Here is a 19730-nt window from a genome sequence, read left to right as displayed (position 1 = left end):
CATAGCCATCGCCTGTGGCCCGCGGGTTCCTTCCTCGGGGACTTTCGTACGCCTGCTGGCGCCCGAAACTCTTCACGTCAGCCGAACGGCGGCTAACCGCTGAACTCACCCTGATTGCAGACAGACGGCTCACGGCCTCACTTGCGTCATCGCCTGCTTCAGCCTGACCGATCGAACTGGTCATCGGCCCAATGCAGGATTCGTCCGCACTGAGGCAGAACACTGATGCGTTGGCGCGATAGCAACGAACTGAGCACTCCCCGGCCCAACGACCGGTCATGGCGCGGCTGCTCGTCGCTAAGGTTCTTTCTTCCGCAGGTCTTTGACGACATCGAGAAACGCCCGCAGTGCGGGCGGTACGGCTCGATGTCCGGGGTAGTAAACCGCAACTTCTTCCGCAGCGGGCATCCACGCGGTCAGGACCTTGCGCAGCCGGCCGTCGGACAAGGCCGCTTCGGCGGCCCAATCGGCCACGTAGGCGACTCCCAAATCCTCAATTGCGGCTTCGACCATCAGTTCCTCGTCGTCGAGGACGGCGGGGCCGTTTGCCTCGATCACGAGTTCCTGGCCGGCGCGTTCGAACTCCCATCGGTAAAGCTTGCCGCTGGGCATGCGGTGGCCGATGCAATGGTGGCGTTGCAATTCCTCCGGGGTTTTCGGGTCGCCGAAGCGATCGAGGTAGGCGGGCGAGGCGACACAGATGAACCTCAACGCGCGTGCAAGCGGCACGGCGATCATGTCCTTGGGGACCGATCCGAGGAGGCGCACGCCGGCATCGAAGCCGCTGGACACGATGTCGATGAGCCGCCCCTCGACGACGATGTCCACGGTCACATCCGGATGGCGCTCCGCCATCCGCGGAAGAACCCGGCGAACGAGAAGCAGGGCCACCAGTCGCGGGGCGTTGATGCGGACGGTGCCCGCGACATTGCCCCTGAACCCGGCGACGCTTTCGAGCGCCTCGTCCAGCGAGGCGAGCGCCGGCTGAAGGCGGCCGAGCAACTGGAAACCGGCTTCCGTCGGCGAGACGCTGCGTGTGGTGCGGTTGAGAAGGCGCACCCCCATGCGCTCCTCGAGCGCACGCATGGTGTGGCTCAATGTGGAAGGCGCCGTGCCGATCTCGTCCGCTGCGCGGCGGAAGCTGCGGTGCGTGGCAACGGCCACGAAGGCGGTGAGATCGTTGAGGGACGGGCGGGACATTGATGGTAATTTTGCATCACCTCATGCCGATTTCAACGGCTTATGCGCGTAAATGCGATTGCCTTATCTCCTGCCTGTATCAACTCGGCGGCTCCGGGCGGTCCGCTCCCGTCATCAAGACAGAAAGGAAATACGAAATGCCTGCACGTGACGCCATCTATCCGGCCAAACGCCACGCGTTATACGATATCCATCGATATTCCGCGGCCATTCGATCCGGCGATCTTCTCTTCGTGTCGGGTCAGGTCGGCAGCCGTGAGGACGGCTCGCCCGAGCCCGCATTCGAGGATCAGGTTCGGCGGGCCTTCGCCAATCTGCGCGCGGTCCTGGCCGCCGCCGGGTGCAGCTTCGACGACGTTGTCGACGTCACCACCTTCCACACCAACCCGGACAAACAGATCGAAACGGTGCTGGCGGTCCGGGCGGATGAGATCGGCGGACCTCCCTATCCGAACTGGACGGCAGTGGGCGTCAATTGGCTTGCCGGCTTCGACTTCGAGATCAAGGTCGTCGCCCGCATCCCCTCGACGACCAGCGGCCAGCCGGCGGGCTGATCGCTCGCCCTGCAATCTACAGCAAAGCTACCCCTGGCAGACAGCCCGCTCCCTACACGTCAGGACGCCGCTTCGTCCTGACGCAGGGATGGGTCAGCAACTCCCATGATCCGGCCGCGTGACGCGTTCTCTCAGCCCTTTTCGTAGCACGTGACTGCCTTTCCCTCCTAGCATTGCATTATTATCGTAATATGTTATTATGATCATAATTCAACCGGCGAGAGAAGTCTGGCCCTGACGATTTGGAGCACGAAATGAATGCGAATTCCGAAAAAACCGCTGTGGTGACTGGAGCGTCCTCGGGCATTGGCCACGCCAGCGCCGAGGCGCTTGCGCGGGCAGGATTCACCGTCTTCGGGACAAGTCGCCGCCCTGTCGGCAACGGCCCGGAGGGAGTGACCATGCTGGTTTGCGACGTGACCGATGACGCTTCTGTCGGCGCCCTCGTTTCGACCGTGCTGGCGCAGACCGGGCGGATCGACCTCCTGGTCAACAATGCCGGCGTCGGTCTGCTTGGCGGTGCCGAGGAATCCTCGGTCGCACAGGTGCAGGCCCTGTTCGACGTCAATCTGTTCGGCGTCATCCGCATGATCAATGCTGTGTTGCCGTCGATGCGGCAGCGCGGCGCAGGGCACATCATCAATATCGGCTCGATTCTGGGATTGGTGCCGGCGCCATACTCAGCCCATTACTCAGCGGTCAAGCACGCGCTTGAGGGCTATTCGGAATCGCTCGATCACGAGGTTCGTGCTTTTGGTATTCGCGTCTCGGTCATCGAGCCGGCATTCGTGCGTACCGTCTTCGACCAGAATGGGATCGAGCCGGATTCGGTGTTGCAGGAATATGATCGGGCGCGCGCCGGGCTCAAGGCGCTGCTGGGCGATGTGATGCCCAAAGCCGATCCGCCGGAAGTGGTGGCGGCTGTGTTGGTCAAGGCGGCGACCGATGCCCGCCCGCGGCGTCGCTATACCGCCGGCAAGGCCGCGCGCCAGGTCAGCATTCTGCGCCGCTTTGCCCCCGCAGAGATGTTCGACAAGAGCTTGCGCAAACAGTTCCGCCTGCCGGTCTGAACCCGGTTAGCAGTGCTCCACCGCCAACGGCTCCGCATCGATGTGAAACAGCGCCTGTGTTCAGCAAGAACAGTCGAGCGCGCTGTCTCGCAAGCTGGCAGATTGCTCTCACCACAGGAGAGCAAGATGACGACGCGGCAAGATCCCTACCACACGCGTATGAAACGGGTGTTGAACTACATCGACCGGCATCTGGAGGATGATCTTGGCCTGGACACGCTTAGTGCCGTTGCGGCCTTGTCCAAGTACCATTTCCACCGCCAATTCAGGGGATATTTCGGCATATCAGTGCATCGCTACGTCCAACTCGTTCGCATGAAACGGGCGGGACAGGTGCTTGCCTTCAAGGACGAGGCGAGCGTGACCGAAACCGCGCTGGACGTCGGTTACGATGCGCCCGACGCCTTCGCCCGCGCGTTTCGGAAAAGCTTTGGGCAATTGCCTTCCGCATTTCGGGACACGCCCGACTGGGAGGTGTGGTTTGCCAGCCTGTGGCCATTGACCAACGCGAGCAGCAAGCTCATGAAAACGGCGTATTCCTTGGCTGACGTCAACATCGTGGACGTGCCGGAAACACCCGTCGCCGTCCTGCAGCACCGGGGCAATCCGGCCCTGGTCGCCGAGACTATCCAGAAATTCATCGCCTGGCGAAGGTCTGTCGGTTTGAGCGCCGCGTCCAGTGCGACCTACAATGTGTTTCATTCGGATTCCGACATGACGCCGCCGGACGAATTCCGCCTCGACATCTGTGCAGCGACCGATCGGAAAATCGAGCTGAACGTGCAGGGCGTGGAAGCCGGTGTTCTTCCGGCCGGACGATGTGCCGTGCTTCGCGCAATCGGGGCAGAAAATGTCGAGCCGGCGATCGAATTCCTGTATCGCGACTGGTTGCCGGCAAGCGGTGAGGCACTTCGGGATTTTCCCCTCTACTGTCAGCGGGTGAGTATTGTTCCGATGGTTGCCGAGCACGAGGCCATCACCGACATCTTCCTGCCATTGGTGTGATTTGCTGGCCCTCCGATGGCCGTCATCTCCGCTACAGTCGAACGTGGGTCAAATCACCACTGGAGACAGCTAAATTCCGCGCCGAGCTAATGTCTGCCTGGTCCGCACCGCGACCTCCAGAACAGTTCGCCAACAAACACGAGCTGTTGCACAGTGCAGCGGCATTGTCAGGTTTTTAACCAAGAAGCCATGTAGCGCCTGGCACTACGCGTATGGATTGGGGTGGTCATCACCGCGATCGCGTCAGTAAGGAGATAAAATGGAAAAGGTGCTCGGCATCGGTGGCTTCTTCTTCCGAGCGAAGGAGCCCGATGCGCTCGCTCGATGGTATGCCGGCCATCTCGGCGTTGCGCTGCCGCCAGAAAGCTATGATGACCGCTCGTGGGAGCAACAGCAGGGCGCCACCGTCTTTGCTCCCTTTGCCGCGACTAGTGACTACTTCGGTCGGGTCGATCAGCAGTGGATGATCAATTTCCGGGTGCGCGACCTCCAGGCCATGGTCGCACAGCTCACGGCAGCCGGAATTGCGGTCGAGGTCGACACCGAACATTACCCTAATGGCTGGTTCGCCCGGCTTGCCGATCCAGAGGGCAACCCGATCCAACTCTGGCAGGCGGAGGGGGCCGACCGTGATTGAAGGCGCAGGCGGAAACGCAAGCGCCGAACCTGGGCTTCGGTTGAGACCGTTCTAGAGCATCTTTCCTGAACGCGGGTCGGCTCGAGGCGTTGTGCTCCTGGGAGCCGCTTTGCGGCCTCAGTTTCCAACGTCAATCGCCGATGACATATCCGCCGCCACCGCGACAATGGCACGTCTCAACCATATGTGCCTGGGCGCGTCCTGTTGGCGCGCGTGCCAGACGAGGCTCATCGTGAAGCTGCCAAGATCGAGGGGCGGCGGCAACGATACGAACCGCTTCATGTTTGCGGCCGCTCGCGCCAGGCTCGAAGGCAGGGTCATGACGAGGTCGGAGCGAGCGGCGATCTCGACCGCCGCGAAGAAGTTCGGCACGCGCAGCTTCACCCGCCGCGTTCGCCCGATGCGGGCAAGCACCTCGTCGACAGGCGCAGGCCCGACGCCGGTGACGCTCACCACGATATGCTCAAGCTCCAGGAAACGCTTGAGCGTCAGCTTTCGGGCGAGCGCCGGGTGCTCCGCGCGCATCAGCGTGACGAGCTTCTCATCATAGAGACCGCGCCGACGGATGCCGGCCGGGGCTTCGTCGACCAGCGCCACCATCGCATCGGCGCTACCCTGCTGCAGCGCTTCGACCGAGTCCGTGCCCGGCGCGACGATATCGAGATCGAGGGACGGCGCCTCGCGCCCAAGGCGGGCGAGCAGATGCGGCGCGAGCACGGCGGCCTGGAGATCGGGCATCAGCAGCCGGATGCGGCCGGTTGCCGTGTCGGGATCGAACGCGTTGGCCTCGACCATCTCTCGCACGCCCGCCAAGATGCCGCGCAGCACCGGGCGCACCTCTTCCGCACGGGCGCTGAGAACATAGCCGCCCGGTCCGTCGACCAGCAGCGCGTCCGAAAACAGCGCGCGCAATCGGCCGAGCGCTCGGCTCGCGGCGGGCTGGCTCATGTCGAGCCGGCTTGCGGCACGGGTGACGTTCCTCTCGTCCAGCAGCGCTTCGAGCGCCACAAGCAGGTTCAGGTCGATCCGGCGTAAATCCACTTCGCGCATGGTGACTATATACACCATGCATTGGACGCATGGAAAGCCTGCGCCTATCGTTCTCCCCGTCAAGTGAGATGAGGAGAAGAAGTGATGTATGTCGTGCTTGGAGCAAACGGACGGGCCGGCGGCGAGGTCGCGCGCGCCCTGATCGCAGGCGGTGAAGCCGTGCGCGTCCTCCTGCGTCGCAAGGAACAGGGCGAAAAATGGACGGCCCTCGGCGCCGAGGTGGCGGTCGCAAGCATGGAGGATGCCGGCGCGATGGCCGCTGCGCTGACCGGCGCGCGGGCCGCGTTCCTGCTCAACCCGCCGCCAGTGAGCGGTGATCCCTATCAGCGCACGGAAGAAATCGGCGCCGCGCTTGCCGATGCGGCACGGCGTGCAGGTCTGCCAAAGGCCGTCGTACTGTCGTCCATCGGGGCGCAGCATGCCTCCGGCACCGGCGTCATCGCCACCCTCAACCGCTTCGAGGCGCTGCTCGACGGCGTGGCGCCGGCCACCGCCTTCCTGCGGTCGGGGTATTTTGTCGAAACCTGGAGCGAGGTGGCGCAATCGGTCCTGTCGCAAAGCATACTGCCGACCTTTATCGAGCCTTCCCAGAAAATCCCGATGGTGAGCACGATCGATGTCGGGCGCGCGGCAGCGACCGTGCTGTGCGAGGAATGGACCGGCAAGCGGGTCGTGGAGCTGGGCGGACCGGAAGACTGGAGCGCCGGCGACGTGGCATCGGCCTTCGCGGACGTTCTCGGCCGGCCGGTAACGGCTGTGCTTGTTCCGCCGGAGGAGCGTGCCGCGCTGCTTGCCGAGGAAGGCGTGCCGGGCGAGGTGGCAGATGCGCTGCTCGGTATGTATGAGGGAATCGCCAACGGCCTGTTGACGCGCCAGGACAGCAGCGAGCACCGGCGTGGCACGACCTTCCTGGCGACGGCGATAGAGCGCGTTGTCGCAACGCCAGCCGGCCGCTGATCCTCGGCCGAGTAGCGACGGCCGAAACGGATCACGGGCTTCCAGCCACTCCTTGGGGAACGTTTTCGGCCGGCATCCGGAACCGCGCCGCTGGTTTGAACTTAACCCCATTCCGGACGGCAAAAAGGGAATCCTGACATGAGACTGCCTGCCCCACGCCAAATGCGTCTCTCCGATGGAACCGAGCTTGCCTACGTCACTGCGGGCGATCCATCCAACCCGGCTTTGCTCCTCCTGCATGGGTTTCCCAGCTCCGCAAATGCATTCCGCGATGTGATTCCCGGACTGGCGGGCGCAGCCTATGTGATCGCGCCCGACCTCCCGGGCCATGGCCGGTCCGACGTCCCGCCGACACCATCCTTCGCCGCGATCAGCGAGGCGATTTCCGAATTGCTGACCCACCTCGCGATCGGGCGCCGCTTCATCCATATTCATGACTGGGGCGCCGCCGTGGGTCTGCAGATCGCCATGCAAGCGCCCGAGCTGGTTTCGGGTCTCATCATACAGAACGCAAACGCGCATCGAACCGGCTTCGGTCCCGTCTGGGACGCCGTGTTGAAATTCTGGTCAGAACCGACAAAGGAGAACGAAGCGGCCGCGACTCCCGACCTGACCTTCGAATTCACACGCGAGCAATATTTGGGCGGCCTGCCAGAGGATGTCGCCGCCACGATCAGGGGCGACCCCTGGGTCGAGGACTGGAGGGTGATGAACCTTCCCGGCCGCATGGAGACCCACCGCGCGCTCATCGGCGACTACAAAAGCCATGCCGCGCGTTTCGATACGATCGCCGCCTATCTCAAGAGATGGCAACCGCCGGCGCTCATGCTGTGGGGCCGTCACGACCCCTATTTCGATATCGCCGAAACGCTGTCCTGGATGCAGGATCTGCCGCGTATGGAAGCGCATGTTTTCGACGGCGGGCATTTCCTGCTCGAGACGCACGCCGAACCAGCACTCTCCCTGATGGTCGAGTTTATCGAGCGAATACAGGAGATGCACCCTGATCGAGCCCATCCCGGAGCAGTGCGAGGAGTGCAGGCATGACATCCCCCACGCAACAGCGGCTGCGCCTGTCCGGCGGGACCGAGTTTTCCTTCATCACCGCGGGTGATGCGTCCAATCCCGCGCTGCTGCTCCTGCACGGCTTCCCGAGCTCGTCGCGCACCTTCCAGGGCATCATTCCCGGCCTTGCGCGCGTCGCCTTCGTCATCGCCCCCGACTTGCCTGGCTACGGCCAATCGGCGCCGTTGCCCGCGCCCTCGTTCGAAGCGTTCAGCGGCGCAATCCAAGAGCTCCTAACTCATCTCGCGATCGATCGGCGCTTCATCTACCTGCACGATTGGGGCGCGCCTGTTGGTCTCCGGGTCGCTATGCAATCCCCCGACCTCGTCTGCGGCCTCATCATTCAGAGCGCCAACGCACACCGCACAGGGTTCGGACCGCAATGGCAAGGCACGTTCGAATTCTCGTCAAACCCGACGGAAGAGAACGAAAGGGAGGCTACCGCGTTTTTGACCTTGGAAGGCACCCGCGAGCAGTATTTGGGCGGCTTGCCGGAGGATGTCGCTGCCCGGATCAAAGGCGAACCCTGGATCGAGGACTGGAGGGTGATGAATCAGCCTGGCGGCATGGAAACACAACGCGCGCTCCTCGCCGACTACGCCAACCATGCCGCGCGCTTCAGTCTCATCGCCGACTATATCGAAACGCGGCAGCCGCCGGCGCTCATGCTGTGGGGCCGCCACGACCCGTTCTTCGACATCGCCGAAACACTGTCGTGGATGCAAGACCTTCCACGTATGGAAGCGCACATCTTCGACGGCGGCCACTTCCTGCTCGAAACCCACGCCGAGGCGGCAGCCGCGCTGATGACCGACTTTATTGAGCGAACGCAGATTGCGATTGGCCATTCAGCCACGATCAGCCCGTGAGGCGCGCACGAAACAAGGTGGAGCCGTCCGGCAGGCGCGACCTGGAGATATCCCGGAATCCAGCCTCGGTCATCCAGGCGCGATACTGACCTTCAGTGTACGATTCGCCGTGGCGATAGAGGTTCAAGAAGGTGAGATTCAGAAACACACCCTCAGGCGGGCCGAGGCGGTCGTCATCGACGACACCCCACCCCGCAATTGCGATCTCGCCTCCGGGTGTGAGGCAACGCGCCGCGTTCAGGATCGAACTGCGCGCCTGGTCCGGCGGAAGGACCTGGACGACGGCCTTCAGGATCGCCAGATCGTGCCGACCGATCGATGGCGCGACGGTTATGTCACCCTCTTCGACAACCACGTCGTCGGCACCGTATTCTGACAGGATATCTTTCGCGACCGCTGCGACCGTTGGGAGTTCCATCAGCGTCGCCGCAATCTGCGGCCGCCGCTCGCGAAGTCCGACGAGAATGGTCCCGGGGCCGCCGCCGATGTCGATGACCGAGCCGATCGCCGAGAGGTCCATCTCCCGGGCCAGATGGCGGCCGAAAATTACCCCGCCCGGTGCGAGCATGCGGCTGAAGGCCGCCGCTGCCTCGGGCCCGGCTTCGGAAAAGTCGTGCAGCGCAGCCGGCCGGTTCTGTCGCAGCGACTCTGCGGTCAGCAGGTCGGCTCCCCAGAGCTCGCGCAGGAGCGCATGATCGCCGCCGCGATAGGTCGGCTTGGACGCGTCGAGGAAGGCCGCCGCTTCGGCGCCGTTGCGAAATCGACCATCCTTGACTTCGAGGAGACCGATGCTGGCGAGCGCGTAGAGGAGCCGCGAAAGACGATCGGGCTCGACTTTGAGCTCGGCTCCAAGGCTGTCGGCAGTCACCGCGCTGCTACCGAGCCGGGTGAAGATGCCAAGGTCCAGCCCGGCGCGAAGCGCCAAGGCGGGCGGCACCGCTGCGATCAGCTTGTCGATCCGATCAGAATCCACCATGTCCTTCCGCGATCCAGGACCGGCTTGCCTACCCATCGCGTTGACTGCTACCGCACGATTTCGCGATGGCCGCCGGGCAGGCGGGTGGCGATGAGCTTGTCGATGCGGCGGCCGTCGAGGTCGACGACCTCGAAGCGCCAGCCCTGCGCATCGACGCATTCGCCGGTCGTCGGCAGATGGTGCAGATGCGCCAGCACGTAACCGGCGACAGTCTCGTAGTCGCGGTTCTCGGGCAGGTCGATGCCGAGAACGTCGGCCATCTCGTCGGCCTGCATGTAGCCGGCGAGCAACCATGAGCCGTCGTCACGTTTGACGGCGTTTTCTTCGTCGCCGGCGTCGAGGTCCGCCCGGAAGACGCCGGTGATGGCTTCCAGTATGTCGGCCGGGGTGACGATGCCTTCGAAATGGCCGTATTCGTCATGGACCAGCGCCATCGGCACGTTGGATTCCTTGAGTGTCGAAAGGACATCCAGCGCGTCGGCCTGGTCATGGACGATGGGAGCGGTGCGCACATGCCGGCGCGGGTCGAGCGCGCGACCGCCGAGCATCGCGGCCAGCACGTCGCGGGTCTGGACGACGCCGATCATGGCGTCGACGCTGCCATCGCCGGCCGGCAGGCGCGAATGCTGGGTCTCCATCAGGAGCTTCCGGATTGCCGCGTCATCGGACTGCAGGTTGATCCAGTCGACCTCGGTGCGCGGCGTCATCACCGCGCGGACGGCGCGGTCGCCGAGCCGCATGACGCCGGCGATCATGCGCCGCTCGTCGGATTCGATGGTGCCGTGATGCTCGGCCTCGGCGACCAGCATCTTGATCTCCTCGTCGGTGACCTTCTCCTCGCTTTCACCGCGCTGGCCAAGCAGCCACAGCATGGCGCGGCCGGAAATGTCGAGCAGAAAAACCAGCGGCGCCGAGACGGTGGCGAGGATGGTCATCGCCGGAGCAACCCTGGCGGCGACGCGTTCGGGATCGCGCAGCGCGATCTGCTTGGGCACCAGTTCGCCGATGATCAGCGAGAAATAGGTGATGAGGGCGACGACGATGCCGACGCCGATCGGGTCGGCAAGGCTTTCGCGGAGGCCGGTCGATGCCAGGAACACGGACAGCCGCTCGCCGAGCGTGGCGCCGGAAAAAGCGCCGGACAGAACGCCGACCAGGGTGATGCCGATCTGCACCGACGACAGGAATTTGCCTGGATTGGCGCCGAGCGCCAAGGCGCGGCCGGCGCCCTTGACGCCGCGGTCGATCATCGCCTTGAGACGGGCCGGCCGTGACGAGACAATGGCAAGTTCGGACATTGCCAGAAGGCCGTTCACGCAGATGAGGACGACCACGATGGCGATTTCAGCATAGAGCATGCGAGGTCAATAGCATTGCGGCGCGGTCTTCGAAAATAGACGGGCGTCATTTTTCATGCCGGCGGGCGCAACCATCTCATGCGGCATCCCATGGCGGCGACGAAAATGCTCGATCAGGGCGTCGATGAGCCGGCCGCCGGCCGTTGGTCCTGCGCCTACGGCAGCTGCCTCAGCACGCCCACTACCGCCTTGCCGTCGGTGAAATAGGGATCGCCGCCGCCATTGCGACCGGTCCTTGTCGCACCGATGCCTGAGATCTCGCTGGTCGAGATCAGCATGCCTGCGGCAGACAGGTCGCGGACCAGGAAATCGCGCTCGGCGTCGAGGTCGGGACCGATATGGTGGGTGATCTGGCCGGTGTCGTGGCTGAGGCCGACGCCGCGATCGAAGCTTGCCGCACCCAGCCAGAGCGGCCGGCCATCGTCTCCGGTCGCATCGGTCTGCCAGAAGCGGACGTGATGGCGCCGGTCGGCACTGTCGCCGACCGGCTTCTCGAAGGCCAGATCCTGTGCACGGCCTTCGAACAACAGCCGGCTGACCGGCGCGTCGGGATAGGGCCGATCGAACAGCACGCTTTCGCCGATCTCGATCGCCGTCTCCAGCGTGAGAGCGTCGGCGGTGTCCCATCCGGCGACGGCGAAGGCGTGGACCAGCTCTTTTTTGGTGCCGACGAGGCCGACATTGATCGGATCGCCCGCGATGCCTTGCGGCGTGTGCGTCACCATCTCGAAGCGCTGCGTGCGGAAATTGCGGTCGCGTAGGGTCCAGAATTCCGGCGCGGCGAAATAGGCGAGCACGAGATAGCCGGCACAGAACGCCACCAGCCAGATCGTTGCGCGTCGTCGAAGGCTTCGTCGGCTCATGCGACACCACCGTGGTGATATGACATCACCTTATGTGATGTCATTCTACGCGGCGGCGCACACCTTGGGCAGTGGGCACGCGCTCGGGCTCAGCGGCACGCGCGGTATCCGTTCTTGCGGTTCTTGATGTCGAAATGGAAATGGTTGCGGTGGTCGTAATTGTAGCCGGGACCGAGCACGGTGGTGAAATACTGGCAGCCGTCGGCGCGCACAGTGTTGAGGAAGCCGCGGGTGCGGAAGGCGAACAGGCCGGGCTTGCGCACGTCGATCTCCTTGCCATTGCTAAGCTCGATGCTCATGACGTCGAGCGCGTTGCCCTTGCCGTGCTCCGACAGCGTGCCTTCGCCGGCGATCCTGCGGCAGGAATAGCTCGAGCCCTGGCGAATGGTCCTGACGCCGGAGAAATAGCGCCAGCGGGCGGACGGGACCAGTTCATTCCTGGCCCAGCCGGCGAAGGTGGCGGCCATGTCGCAGGTCAGCGTCGCGGCCGGCTTCATCCCGATGCGGCCGATGGCCGAAATCTTGACCGGGTAGTCGATGCCGCACTGGCCTTCGCGGATCGGCGCAAGGTCGCTGTAGACGACGCCCAGGCGCTTCAAATCCCTGCGGCACTCGACCTCGCTGGCCGGCATTTGTTCGGTCGGCGCCATCGGCTCGTCCATGCGCGGATAGGCGGCGGTCATGTAGGGGTTGGACGGGACGAGGCGCTGCATCCCGGCGTACTTTGCGCCAGCGTAATTTGGGACAGCTGATGTCTGGCTGCCGACATCGACGGCCGGTTCCAGCGAAAGCACGCTGCCGGTGGTGCAGGCCGAGATCGCTGCGATGGCAAGCCCGCCGGCAATCATGCGCGCGCGTCTCACTTGCCGCACGGCGACAGACGCGGCGCGAAATATCCCGGCCATTGGCAGGTCCCCGGTCCCCGAGCCGATCAGGCTCCATGTCATCGTTTGATCATGATCTTTTTCCGAAAACCGGATCCCACTTTTCGGGGTCATGATCAGATGAAACGGAGCTTACCCGCCAACAGTAAAGGAAAAATCAGCGGCTGCGTTTACAGCTGCGGCCAAATTGCGGCGCGCGTCGGTTCGGAACCATATCACTGGCAGAAGGTGCCGCCGTTGCGGCGCGGTGCAAGATCGAGATGGAGATGCAGCGAATGATCGGCATCGCTGCCCGGGCCAAGCACGGTCTTGAACGGTCCGCAGGCTGCCTTGCGTATTGCGCTCAGGAATTTCGCCTCCTTTTCCGGCGGCGCCGGGCGGATGTCGATCCTCCTGCCGTCCGAAAGCGTGAAGCTGGCGATGTCGAGCGCGTTGCCGAAGGCGTGCTCCGACAATTTCCCGCCGCCATTGCGGTGGCGGCAGACGAAGGCGGATGCCTGGCCGACCGACTTGAGTTCGGCGCCGAACTCGGCCTTGGCCGCCGGCTGGACGATATCGGCGGCGAAGCGCGCGGCGGCCTCGGCCATCTGGCAGTTCAACTCGGATTCGGGGTTGATATCCAATGACTTGCCCAGCGTCTTCAGTGCGATCGGATAGGGGATAGAGCAGCCGACCGCCGCATCGTGCTCGGCTTTGCGTTCCTCGAAGTCGACGCCCATCGACTTCAGCCGCCGGCGGCAGGCCAGTTCCTCGTCCGGCATTTTCTCCTGCGGCACAGCGGTCGAGCGCGGGTCGGGAGGGATTTTTTTCTCCGGCGCCTGCGCCGGCATCTCCGGTGGTTTTGGCGCGGCTGCCGGTGGTTCTGCCTCGGCGGGCTTTTCGGTCGGCGTCGGAGCGACTGCCGGCGGCTGCGGCCGGGCTTTCTGATGCTGGTCCGACTTCTGCTGGTCCATTTTGTCGGTCGCGGGTTGATCAGGCTCTGGCGCATCCGCAGGGCGTGGCTCGGGGATCGGCACGTCGGCAGGTGCAGCTTCTTGCGCTGATTGCGATTGATTGAGCTCCGGGACGGGTACGCTATCGGGCAGTTCCGGAGCTTGGGCCAGGGCCGCTCCTGCGGACAGCATCGCCGCCGCCAAAGGCAGCGCCAATCTGATCAATCCGGCCAATCTGATCGATGTAGGAGGGGTCAGCGCCGCCATTCGCCCTTAACGGCGGGCGGATGCGGAAGTTGCCTGAACGACAGTTTTGGCCGATCACAAACGGTGACCGCATTGTTACGCACCGATCGCTTCCAGCCCTTCCTCCAGCCAGTCGGCCAACAGCGGCATGCCAAGCAGATATTTCGCCGTGCGCTTGTTGGCGCGCTCGCGCGCGGCCGTCAGCGCGTCCGCCCATTCCGAGGCGTCATAGTCGCCGCGTCCAACCCAGGCGAGGGCGACGAGTTCGGCCGCCTCATCGACATTGAGGTCGTTGATCAGTTCGCGCAGCTCTTCTTCGGTGAGGTCCTCGGAACGTTCCTCGACGAGACCGTCATGATGATGGTTGTCATGCGCCTCGCTATCGAGTTCTACCTCGTGCTCGGCGCCATCGGCATAGTCTTCGTTGACGGCGGCGCTCAACGCCTTCGCCTTGAGGATGAACAGGCGCACCGTGTCGGGACCGATCGAAAGCTCCCATTCTTTTTCAAGGCGCCGCTGCACTGGCCGTCTCCGCATACTCCGTTGGCGTTTGCTGGATGATAGCGGATTTGCGGCGCTCGTCACGTTTTGTTCGGCGCTTCCATTTTCCTACTGGCGCTGATCGTTGAAAAGGCTTTCACTGGCCGTGGCTTTTTTCCGGGATGAAACCGCTTTTGCCCGGCGTTAGTCTTGCATTGTCATGCTTCAGGGAGGGTTCGATGCGCAGACGATTGCTGATCCAGGTTCTGGCGGTTGCCGCCCTGCCGCTGTTTGCGGTTCCGGTGTTTTCGGCGGGCGAGGGTGGCGGAGGCGGCGCAGGTGGAGGCGGTGGCGGTGGCGGTGGCAGCCAGACGACACAGTGCAAGAAAGGCAAGGTCTGGGACAAGAAGCTGAAGAAGTGCGTCGCGCCCAAGCACGGCATGCTGGACGACGACAACATCTATGAAGCCGGCCGCGCGCTGGCGATGGCAGGACGTTATGACGAGGCGATTGCCGTGCTCAGCCTGGCTGCGGACAAGAAAGACCCTCGCATCCTCAACTACCTCGGCTACTCGCACCGCCATTCCGGACGCGTCACCGTCGGTCTCGGCTATTATGAGGAAGCGCTGCGCATCGATCCTGATTACACGCTGGTACGCGAATATCTCGGCGAGGCGCATCTGCAGATCGGCGATCTCGCCGGCGCCCGGGAACAGCTCCGCGAGATCGAGAAACGCATCGGCAAGGGATCTCGTGAATACGGCATGCTGTCCGAGCAGATAGACCGTTTCATGAAGAGCTGAATAGAAGCCCGAACACGCCTCACCACCGGCTGTCAGCAATCGCAGCCGGTTTTTATTGCCGCTCGCCCGGCCAGCCGGGCTGCCATGACGGCATTTCCGCAAATGGCGGGCGAATTTTTCAAAACCGATTTTTTGGCGTGAAAAACCCGCGAAGATTGCTATATTGGAGGAAATTGCGGTGACACGGTTCCGTTAGCCCGAGGCTGCCGGACCGTTTTCTTTTTGTACCCATCGACAAGGTCGCTCCCGGAATGCGGGGGCGGCGGCAGGAAAGGTCAGGCATTATGAACAAGGTCCCGATGACAGGCGAGGGGTTCGCGTCATTGAAGGAAGAACTGCGCTGGCGCCAGCAGGAAGAGCGGCCGCGCATCATCGAAGCAATCTCCGAAGCGCGCTCGCACGGCGATCTCTCTGAAAACGCGGAATACCACGCGGCGAAAGAGGCGCAGAGTCTCAATGAGGGCCGCGTCAACGAGCTCGAGGATTTTATCGCCCGCGCCGAAGTGATCGACATCACCAAGCTCAGCGGCGAAAAGGTCAAGTTCGGCGCGACCGTGGTGCTGGTCGACGAGGACACGGAAGAGAAGAAGACCTACCAGATCGTCGGCGACCAGGAGGCGGACGTGAAGTCAGGCCGCATCTCGATCTCCTCGCCGATCGCGCGGGCGCTGATCGGCAAGGAAGTCGGCGATGCCATCGAGGTCAACGCGCCAGGCGGCGCGCGGGGCTACGAGATCGTCCAGGTGCAGTTCATCTGAGGGATTGGTGCTGCTCTGCCTTCTCCCCTTGTGGGAGAAGGTGGCCTCGCGAAGCGAGGTCGGATGAGGGGTGTTCCAGCTTGGCACCAACAGCACTCCGGCCAGCACCCCTCAACCGTCTTGGCGCTGCGCGCCAATCCACCTTCTCCCACAAGGGGAGAAGGGAAGAGGGCGGCGCCGCCCTTTCCGATTGGATTGATTCAATAAATCAATGCCTTCCGGCTGCCTGATAATGCGCTTGGCGCTCAAGCAGCCTCTCTGCTTCCGCAACCACCTCCCCAGGCGCGACACGAGCGCCGGGCGCGACCAGCAGCGTTGACGAGAACGGCCCGCGCGGGCCGGTCAGGCCGGGTTCAGTCGTCACAAACACCGCGACGGTCGGCAGGCCGAAGGCACTGGCGAGGTGGGTAAGGCCAGTATCGGCGCCGATGACCAGCACCGACCGGCCGATGATCGCGGCGATCTCGGCAAGCGGTGATTTCGGCACCAGCACGGTCTGTGGAACGGCTTGGGTGATCGCCTCGGCAACCGCCTTTTCCCTGTCGTTCGACCAGGTGGTGACCGGCGTCATTCCTCTTTCGACGAGAAGCCGGGCCGTCTCGATCCAGTCGCCGACCGGCCATTTCTTGTCCTCGCGGCTGGTGCCGTGCAGCAGGAAGGCGGTTTTTCCGCCGACAAAGGTCGACCCGACGGCCGGCGGCACGATGCCGGAGTCGAGCCCGGAAAAGTCCGGTTCATAGCCGAGCGCCAGCCCGAACAGCCGCCTTGTGCGTTCGATGGCGTGCAGGTCGCGCGGCACAGCGTAGCGGCGGTCGTAGAACACGGTCGCCGAAGGCTCGCGAGCGCTCGACCGGTCGAAGCCGGCGATCGGCGCCGCGGCCTGTTTCGCCACCACGGCCGACTTCAGCAATCCTTGCGCGTCGATGACGAGATCGTAGCGGCAATTCCGCAAGGCGCGGCGCAATCCCGCCGCCTCGCGCCATGTGCCGCCGCCGAGCGGGCTTGTGCGCCAGCGCCGGATCGCCACGGTGTGGATGGTTGCGATCGCCGGATGCAGCGCCACGATGCCGGCAAAGGCCTCTTCCACACACCAGTCGAACGATACGTCCGGCCGGTTGCGGCGCGCATCCTCGACGGCTGGAAAGCTGTGGATGACGTCACCCATCGAAGATGTCTTGACGATGAGCACCCTCATGCGGCGGCCGGCATTTCCAGCAGCCGTTCCGCCGCCGCCGCGACCTGTGCCACCTCAAGCGTGTTCAGGCAGTTGAGGTGGCCGAGCGGGCAGATTTTCCGATGGCAGGGCGAACAGGACAGGCCGAGCCAGACCAGTTCGCGCTGCTCGGCGAGCGGCGGCGTATTGTGCGGCGAGGTCGATCCGTAGACGGCTACGATCGGCGTGCCGACCGCGGCGGCGACATGCATCAGCCCACTGTCGTTCGACACCGCAAGCCTGGCCGCGGCGATCAGGTCGATGGCGTCCTCGAGCCGCGTCTGGCCGGCGAGATCGACAGCGCCCGGGGCAAGCGTGGCGATTTCCGCCGTTACGTCGGCGTCGTTCTTCGACCCGAACAGCGCGACCGCAAAACCTTTTTCCATCATGTCGCGGGCAAGGCCGGCATAGCGTTCGCTCGGCCAGCGTTTGGCCGGCCCGAACTCGGCGCCCGGCATCAGCGCGACGAATTTTTTCGCCTCCAGCCCGAAGCGGCCCAGCAATGCCGCCTGGTTCTTCGTGTCGACGGCGAGCTTGGGGGCACGGAACGTGCCGCCTTGCGCGAGGCCGAAATAGGCCTGCGCCGTGCGCCGTTTCACATCGTCGGGCAAGGCAACGATGTCGGTCAGCAGCCCGTAGCGCATTTCCTTGAGGTAGCCGACACGGCGCGGAATGCGGGCAAAGAACGGGACCAGCGCCGACTTCCAGCTTCCAGGCAGGACATAGGCGATGTCGTAGTGGCCGCGCAGCAGGCGGCCGAAGCGCCTTCGCATGCGGAATTCCAGGGCTCCGGATTTCAGCGGCAGATCGACCTGCCGGCGTATTTCGGGCATCCGCTTGACCAGTGGCGCCGCCCATGCCGGCGCCAGCACGTCGATCGCGGCGTCCGGGTGAAGCTCTCCCAGCGCCGAGAACAGGCACTGCGCCATCACCATGTCGCCCACCCAGCGTGGGCCGATCACGAGGATCGTTGGGCTTTCAGCCATTCGACATAGTCTCTGACGCCGGTTTCCACTGTGCGAAACTGACCATTGTAACCGGCGGCGCGCAACCGGGACATATCAGCTTGCGTAAAACTCTGGTAGCTGCCCTTGAGGTGATCGGGGAAGTCGATGAACTCGATCTCGCCTTTGCCGAGCGCGCCGATCACAGTTTCGGCAATGGCGCGGAACGGCTGGGCACGGCCGGTGCCGCAGTTGAAGATGCCGCTCGATCCGCGTTTCCACAACCACAGATTGATATCGGCAACGTCGCCGACATGGATGAAGTCGCGGCTCTGCTCGCCAGGTCCGAAACCGTCATAGGCGCCGAACAGCTTTGGGTTGTGGCCTTGCTCGACCTGGTTGAACAGGTGGTAGGCGACCGAGGCCATGGTGCCCTTGTGCGCCTCGCGTGGACCATAGACGTTGAAGTAACGCAGGCCGGCCACCGGCGAATGGTCGGTTTCGAAGACTGTGCGGCGGACATAGTCGTCGAACAGCTTCTTCGAATAGGCATAGACATTGAGCGGGCGCTCGCAGTCCGGCTCCTCGCGAAACTCGGCGCCGCCGCCATAGACGGAAGCCGAGGAGGCATAGAGGAAAGGCAGCCGCAGCGCCAGGCAGGCATGCAGCAGCCGCTTCGAATAGGCGTAGTTCACTTCCATCATGAACTTGCCGTTCCACTCGGTGGTGGTCGAACAGGCGCCCTGGTGGAAAACGGCCTCGATGCGGCCGAGGTCGCCGGCCTCCATCCGCGGCAGGAAATCGTCCTTGTCGAGATAATCGGCGATCTGCAGGTCGGCGAGATTGGCGATCTTGTGGCCGTCGGTCAGGTCGTCGACGACGAGAATGTCGCTAACCCCTTCGGCATTGAGCGCGGCGACGATGTTTGAGCCGATCATGCCGGCGCCGCCAGTGACGATGATCATGAAAGCCTCTGGTATCTTGTGCCGATTCCGGCCCTTATAGGGGAGGCTTGCGGGGCTGTCGATAAAGCAGGTCGCAATCAGGCGGTTGGCTGCAGACCTCAGTGCCGCCGCACAGCTTTCGCTTCAGTCGGCGATCCACCGGCGAAGCACGACAGGAGCAAGGGTAATGCCGTCGACCGAACTGCTTATCGCCTTTTTCGCCACCACGGCGATCTTTGCCTACATCCCCGGTCCGGCGATGCTTTACGCTGCTGCGCAAACCATGGCGCGCGGCCGCTGGTCCGGCCTGACGGCGGCGTTGGGTATCCATCTTGGCGGCTATGTGCACGTCGTCGCTGCCGCTGCAGGACTGTCCGTGCTTTTCCATGCCGTGCCGACGCTCTACATGGCGGTCAAGCTGGCCGGCGCGCTCTATCTGATCTGGCTGGGTGTGTCGCTGTTTCGCGCCAGGGCGCAAGACGATGCTGTTATCTCAGGCATCGAGCCGAAATCCGCCCGCCGCGCCTTTTTCGAGAGCATCACCGTCGAGGTGCTCAATCCAAAAACTGCAATCTTCTTCATGGCGTTCCTGCCGCAATTCATCGACGCATCGGCGACGTTTCCCGTCTGGCTGCAATTCCTCGTCCTCGGAACGATCGTCAATCTGATGTTCTCCTCGGCGGATGTCATGTGCGTGGTGCTGGCGGGTGCGCTGATCACCAGGCTGCGGCGCTCGAGCCACGCGCAACGCCTGATGCGGCGTGCGGGCGGCGCGGCGCTCGTCGGATTGGGTGTTCATGTGGCTTTGCAGAAAAGTTGATCCGCCAACCGGTGTTGGCTGTGGTCGGTTCGGAGCCTGCCGTTGCGCTGAGCCGAATTGCGGTATATCGGCTTCGCCATGAACGACCAGCCCTGCCAGTCC

The 19730-nt window shown here is 63.7% G+C and carries 21 protein-coding genes; 10 read left to right on the top strand and 11 right to left on the bottom strand.

What is annotated here, in order from left to right; all coding sequences use genetic code 11:
• Positions 1 to 297 precede the first annotated feature (297 nt).
• On the bottom strand, positions 298 to 1200 hold the full coding sequence (locus tag AC0L17_RS25810; RefSeq protein ID WP_473517880.1) for a LysR family transcriptional regulator: 903 nt from the start codon (positions 1198 to 1200) through the stop codon (positions 298 to 300).
• A 137-nt stretch (positions 1201 to 1337) separates the two neighbouring features.
• On the opposite strand from AC0L17_RS25810, the gene AC0L17_RS25805 reads away from it, so the two are divergent.
• The 4 genes from AC0L17_RS25805 (at position 1338) to AC0L17_RS25790 (ending at position 4466) form a co-directional block, all read left to right on the top strand.
• The gene (locus AC0L17_RS25805) at positions 1338 to 1754 is read left to right on the top strand and encodes a RidA family protein (protein ID WP_473517879.1); all 417 of its coding nucleotides are present in this window, start codon (positions 1338 to 1340) and stop codon (positions 1752 to 1754) included.
• 254 nt (positions 1755 to 2008) lie between these two features.
• Positions 2009 to 2824: an oxidoreductase gene (locus tag AC0L17_RS25800; RefSeq protein ID WP_473517878.1), complete on the top strand. Its 816-nt coding sequence runs from the start codon at positions 2009 to 2011 to the stop codon at positions 2822 to 2824.
• A gap of 126 nt (positions 2825 to 2950) precedes the next feature.
• On the top strand, positions 2951 to 3829 hold the full coding sequence (locus tag AC0L17_RS25795) for an AraC family transcriptional regulator (protein WP_473517877.1): 879 nt from the start codon (positions 2951 to 2953) through the stop codon (positions 3827 to 3829).
• 259 nt (positions 3830 to 4088) lie between these two features.
• Entirely contained in the window at positions 4089 to 4466 is a 378-nt protein-coding gene (locus AC0L17_RS25790; protein ID WP_473508358.1) for a VOC family protein, read from the top strand.
• Between the two features lie 117 nt (positions 4467 to 4583).
• Here the strand turns inward: AC0L17_RS25790 and AC0L17_RS25785 are convergent, their stop codons facing one another.
• The gene (locus AC0L17_RS25785) at positions 4584 to 5516 is read right to left on the bottom strand and encodes a LysR family transcriptional regulator (protein ID WP_473517881.1); all 933 of its coding nucleotides are present in this window, start codon (positions 5514 to 5516) and stop codon (positions 4584 to 4586) included.
• A gap of 84 nt (positions 5517 to 5600) precedes the next feature.
• Between AC0L17_RS25785 and AC0L17_RS25780 the strand changes: the two genes are divergently transcribed.
• From AC0L17_RS25780 to AC0L17_RS25770, 3 genes are all read left to right on the top strand, one after another.
• Positions 5601 to 6473 (top strand): NmrA family NAD(P)-binding protein, encoded by an 873-nt coding sequence (locus tag AC0L17_RS25780; RefSeq protein WP_473517876.1) that lies wholly within the window; start codon positions 5601 to 5603, stop codon positions 6471 to 6473.
• Between the two features lie 138 nt (positions 6474 to 6611).
• Entirely contained in the window at positions 6612 to 7520 is a 909-nt protein-coding gene (locus AC0L17_RS25775) for an alpha/beta fold hydrolase (RefSeq protein ID WP_473517875.1), read from the top strand.
• On the top strand, positions 7517 to 8407 hold the full coding sequence (locus tag AC0L17_RS25770) for an alpha/beta fold hydrolase (protein WP_473517874.1): 891 nt from the start codon (positions 7517 to 7519) through the stop codon (positions 8405 to 8407). The genes AC0L17_RS25775 and AC0L17_RS25770 overlap by 4 nt, the downstream gene beginning before the upstream one ends.
• Here the strand turns inward: AC0L17_RS25770 and AC0L17_RS25765 are convergent.
• From AC0L17_RS25765 to AC0L17_RS25740, 6 genes are all read right to left on the bottom strand, one after another.
• Positions 8397 to 9332 (bottom strand): methyltransferase, encoded by a 936-nt coding sequence (locus tag AC0L17_RS25765; protein WP_473517873.1) that lies wholly within the window; start codon positions 9330 to 9332, stop codon positions 8397 to 8399. The genes AC0L17_RS25770 and AC0L17_RS25765 overlap by 11 nt on opposite strands.
• Positions 9333 to 9430: 98 nt before the next feature.
• A complete protein-coding gene (locus tag AC0L17_RS25760) occupies positions 9431 to 10741 on the bottom strand; it encodes a hemolysin family protein (RefSeq protein ID WP_473495489.1) in 1311 nt (436 codons plus the stop codon).
• A 155-nt stretch (positions 10742 to 10896) separates the two neighbouring features.
• A complete protein-coding gene (locus tag AC0L17_RS25755) occupies positions 10897 to 11604 on the bottom strand; it encodes an LssY C-terminal domain-containing protein (RefSeq protein ID WP_473517872.1) in 708 nt (235 codons plus the stop codon).
• A gap of 89 nt (positions 11605 to 11693) precedes the next feature.
• Positions 11694 to 12509 carry an extensin-like domain-containing protein gene (locus AC0L17_RS25750; protein WP_473517871.1) on the bottom strand — a complete coding sequence of 272 codons (816 nt, stop codon included), beginning with the start codon at positions 12507 to 12509 and terminating at the stop codon, positions 11694 to 11696.
• Between the two features lie 194 nt (positions 12510 to 12703).
• Positions 12704 to 13687 (bottom strand): extensin-like domain-containing protein, encoded by a 984-nt coding sequence (locus tag AC0L17_RS25745; protein ID WP_473517870.1) that lies wholly within the window; start codon positions 13685 to 13687, stop codon positions 12704 to 12706.
• A 75-nt stretch (positions 13688 to 13762) separates the two neighbouring features.
• Positions 13763 to 14188, bottom strand: a complete 426-nt coding sequence (locus AC0L17_RS25740) for a DUF3775 domain-containing protein (RefSeq protein WP_023799808.1) — start codon at positions 14186 to 14188, stop codon at positions 13763 to 13765.
• Between the two features lie 197 nt (positions 14189 to 14385).
• On the opposite strand from AC0L17_RS25740, the gene AC0L17_RS25735 reads away from it, so the two are divergent.
• Together AC0L17_RS25735 and greA are read left to right on the top strand one after the other, a co-directional pair.
• Positions 14386 to 14949 (top strand): tetratricopeptide repeat protein, encoded by a 564-nt coding sequence (locus AC0L17_RS25735; protein ID WP_473508366.1) that lies wholly within the window; start codon positions 14386 to 14388, stop codon positions 14947 to 14949.
• A gap of 284 nt (positions 14950 to 15233) precedes the next feature.
• Positions 15234 to 15707, top strand: coding sequence for a transcription elongation factor GreA (gene greA, locus AC0L17_RS25730; protein ID WP_023799806.1), 474 nt, complete (start codon positions 15234 to 15236; stop codon positions 15705 to 15707).
• A gap of 208 nt (positions 15708 to 15915) precedes the next feature.
• Here greA and waaC read toward each other — a convergent pair whose 3' ends face one another.
• From waaC to rfaD, 3 genes are read right to left on the bottom strand one after another with little or no spacing between them, the layout of a single operon-like run.
• Positions 15916 to 16902, bottom strand: coding sequence for a lipopolysaccharide heptosyltransferase I (waaC, locus tag AC0L17_RS25725; protein ID WP_473517869.1), 987 nt, complete (start codon positions 16900 to 16902; stop codon positions 15916 to 15918).
• Positions 16899 to 17906: a lipopolysaccharide heptosyltransferase II gene (gene waaF / locus AC0L17_RS25720; RefSeq protein ID WP_473517868.1), complete on the bottom strand. Its 1008-nt coding sequence runs from the start codon at positions 17904 to 17906 to the stop codon at positions 16899 to 16901. The genes waaC and waaF overlap by 4 nt, the downstream gene beginning before the upstream one ends.
• Complete coding sequence (gene rfaD / locus AC0L17_RS25715) at positions 17879 to 18829, bottom strand: ADP-glyceromanno-heptose 6-epimerase (protein ID WP_473517867.1); 951 nt, start codon at positions 18827 to 18829, stop codon at positions 17879 to 17881. Before rfaD ends, waaF begins: the two co-directional genes overlap by 28 nt.
• 166 nt (positions 18830 to 18995) lie before the next feature.
• Between rfaD and AC0L17_RS25710 the strand changes: the two genes are divergently transcribed.
• Entirely contained in the window at positions 18996 to 19628 is a 633-nt protein-coding gene (locus tag AC0L17_RS25710) for a LysE family translocator (RefSeq protein ID WP_473517866.1), read from the top strand.
• Positions 19629 to 19730: the final 102 nt, after the last annotated feature.

The sequence above is a fragment of the Mesorhizobium sp. WSM4829 genome, from assembly GCF_055811475.1.
The sequence above is the reverse complement of the archived record's forward strand: the minus strand, read 5'-3'. Positions and strand labels throughout refer to the sequence as shown.

Excerpts from the sequence above, each read along its gene's own strand:
- AC0L17_RS25810 (WP_473517880.1), bottom strand. The coding sequence starts at position 1,200 with ATGTCCCGCCCGTCCCTCAACGATCTCACCGCCTTCGTGGCCGTTGCC.
- AC0L17_RS25805 (WP_473517879.1), top strand. The coding sequence starts at position 1,338 with ATGCCTGCACGTGACGCCATCTATCCGGCCAAACGCCACGCGTTATAC.
- AC0L17_RS25800 (WP_473517878.1), top strand. The coding sequence starts at position 2,009 with ATGAATGCGAATTCCGAAAAAACCGCTGTGGTGACTGGAGCGTCCTCG.
- AC0L17_RS25795 (WP_473517877.1), top strand. The coding sequence starts at position 2,951 with ATGACGACGCGGCAAGATCCCTACCACACGCGTATGAAACGGGTGTTG.
- AC0L17_RS25790 (WP_473508358.1), top strand. The coding sequence starts at position 4,089 with ATGGAAAAGGTGCTCGGCATCGGTGGCTTCTTCTTCCGAGCGAAGGAG.
- AC0L17_RS25785 (WP_473517881.1), bottom strand. The coding sequence starts at position 5,516 with ATGCGCGAAGTGGATTTACGCCGGATCGACCTGAACCTGCTTGTGGCG.
- AC0L17_RS25780 (WP_473517876.1), top strand. The coding sequence starts at position 5,601 with ATGTATGTCGTGCTTGGAGCAAACGGACGGGCCGGCGGCGAGGTCGCG.
- AC0L17_RS25775 (WP_473517875.1), top strand. The coding sequence starts at position 6,612 with ATGAGACTGCCTGCCCCACGCCAAATGCGTCTCTCCGATGGAACCGAG.
- AC0L17_RS25770 (WP_473517874.1), top strand. The coding sequence starts at position 7,517 with ATGACATCCCCCACGCAACAGCGGCTGCGCCTGTCCGGCGGGACCGAG.
- AC0L17_RS25760 (WP_473495489.1), bottom strand. The coding sequence starts at position 10,741 with ATGCTCTATGCTGAAATCGCCATCGTGGTCGTCCTCATCTGCGTGAAC.
- AC0L17_RS25755 (WP_473517872.1), bottom strand. The coding sequence starts at position 11,604 with ATGAGCCGACGAAGCCTTCGACGACGCGCAACGATCTGGCTGGTGGCG.
- AC0L17_RS25750 (WP_473517871.1), bottom strand. The coding sequence starts at position 12,509 with ATGGCCGGGATATTTCGCGCCGCGTCTGTCGCCGTGCGGCAAGTGAGA.
- AC0L17_RS25745 (WP_473517870.1), bottom strand. The coding sequence starts at position 13,687 with ATGGCGGCGCTGACCCCTCCTACATCGATCAGATTGGCCGGATTGATC.
- AC0L17_RS25735 (WP_473508366.1), top strand. The coding sequence starts at position 14,386 with ATGCGCAGACGATTGCTGATCCAGGTTCTGGCGGTTGCCGCCCTGCCG.
- greA (WP_023799806.1), top strand. The coding sequence starts at position 15,234 with ATGAACAAGGTCCCGATGACAGGCGAGGGGTTCGCGTCATTGAAGGAA.
- waaC (WP_473517869.1), bottom strand. The coding sequence starts at position 16,902 with ATGAGGGTGCTCATCGTCAAGACATCTTCGATGGGTGACGTCATCCAC.
- waaF (WP_473517868.1), bottom strand. The coding sequence starts at position 17,906 with ATGGCTGAAAGCCCAACGATCCTCGTGATCGGCCCACGCTGGGTGGGC.
- rfaD (WP_473517867.1), bottom strand. The coding sequence starts at position 18,829 with ATGATCATCGTCACTGGCGGCGCCGGCATGATCGGCTCAAACATCGTC.
- AC0L17_RS25710 (WP_473517866.1), top strand. The coding sequence starts at position 18,996 with ATGCCGTCGACCGAACTGCTTATCGCCTTTTTCGCCACCACGGCGATC.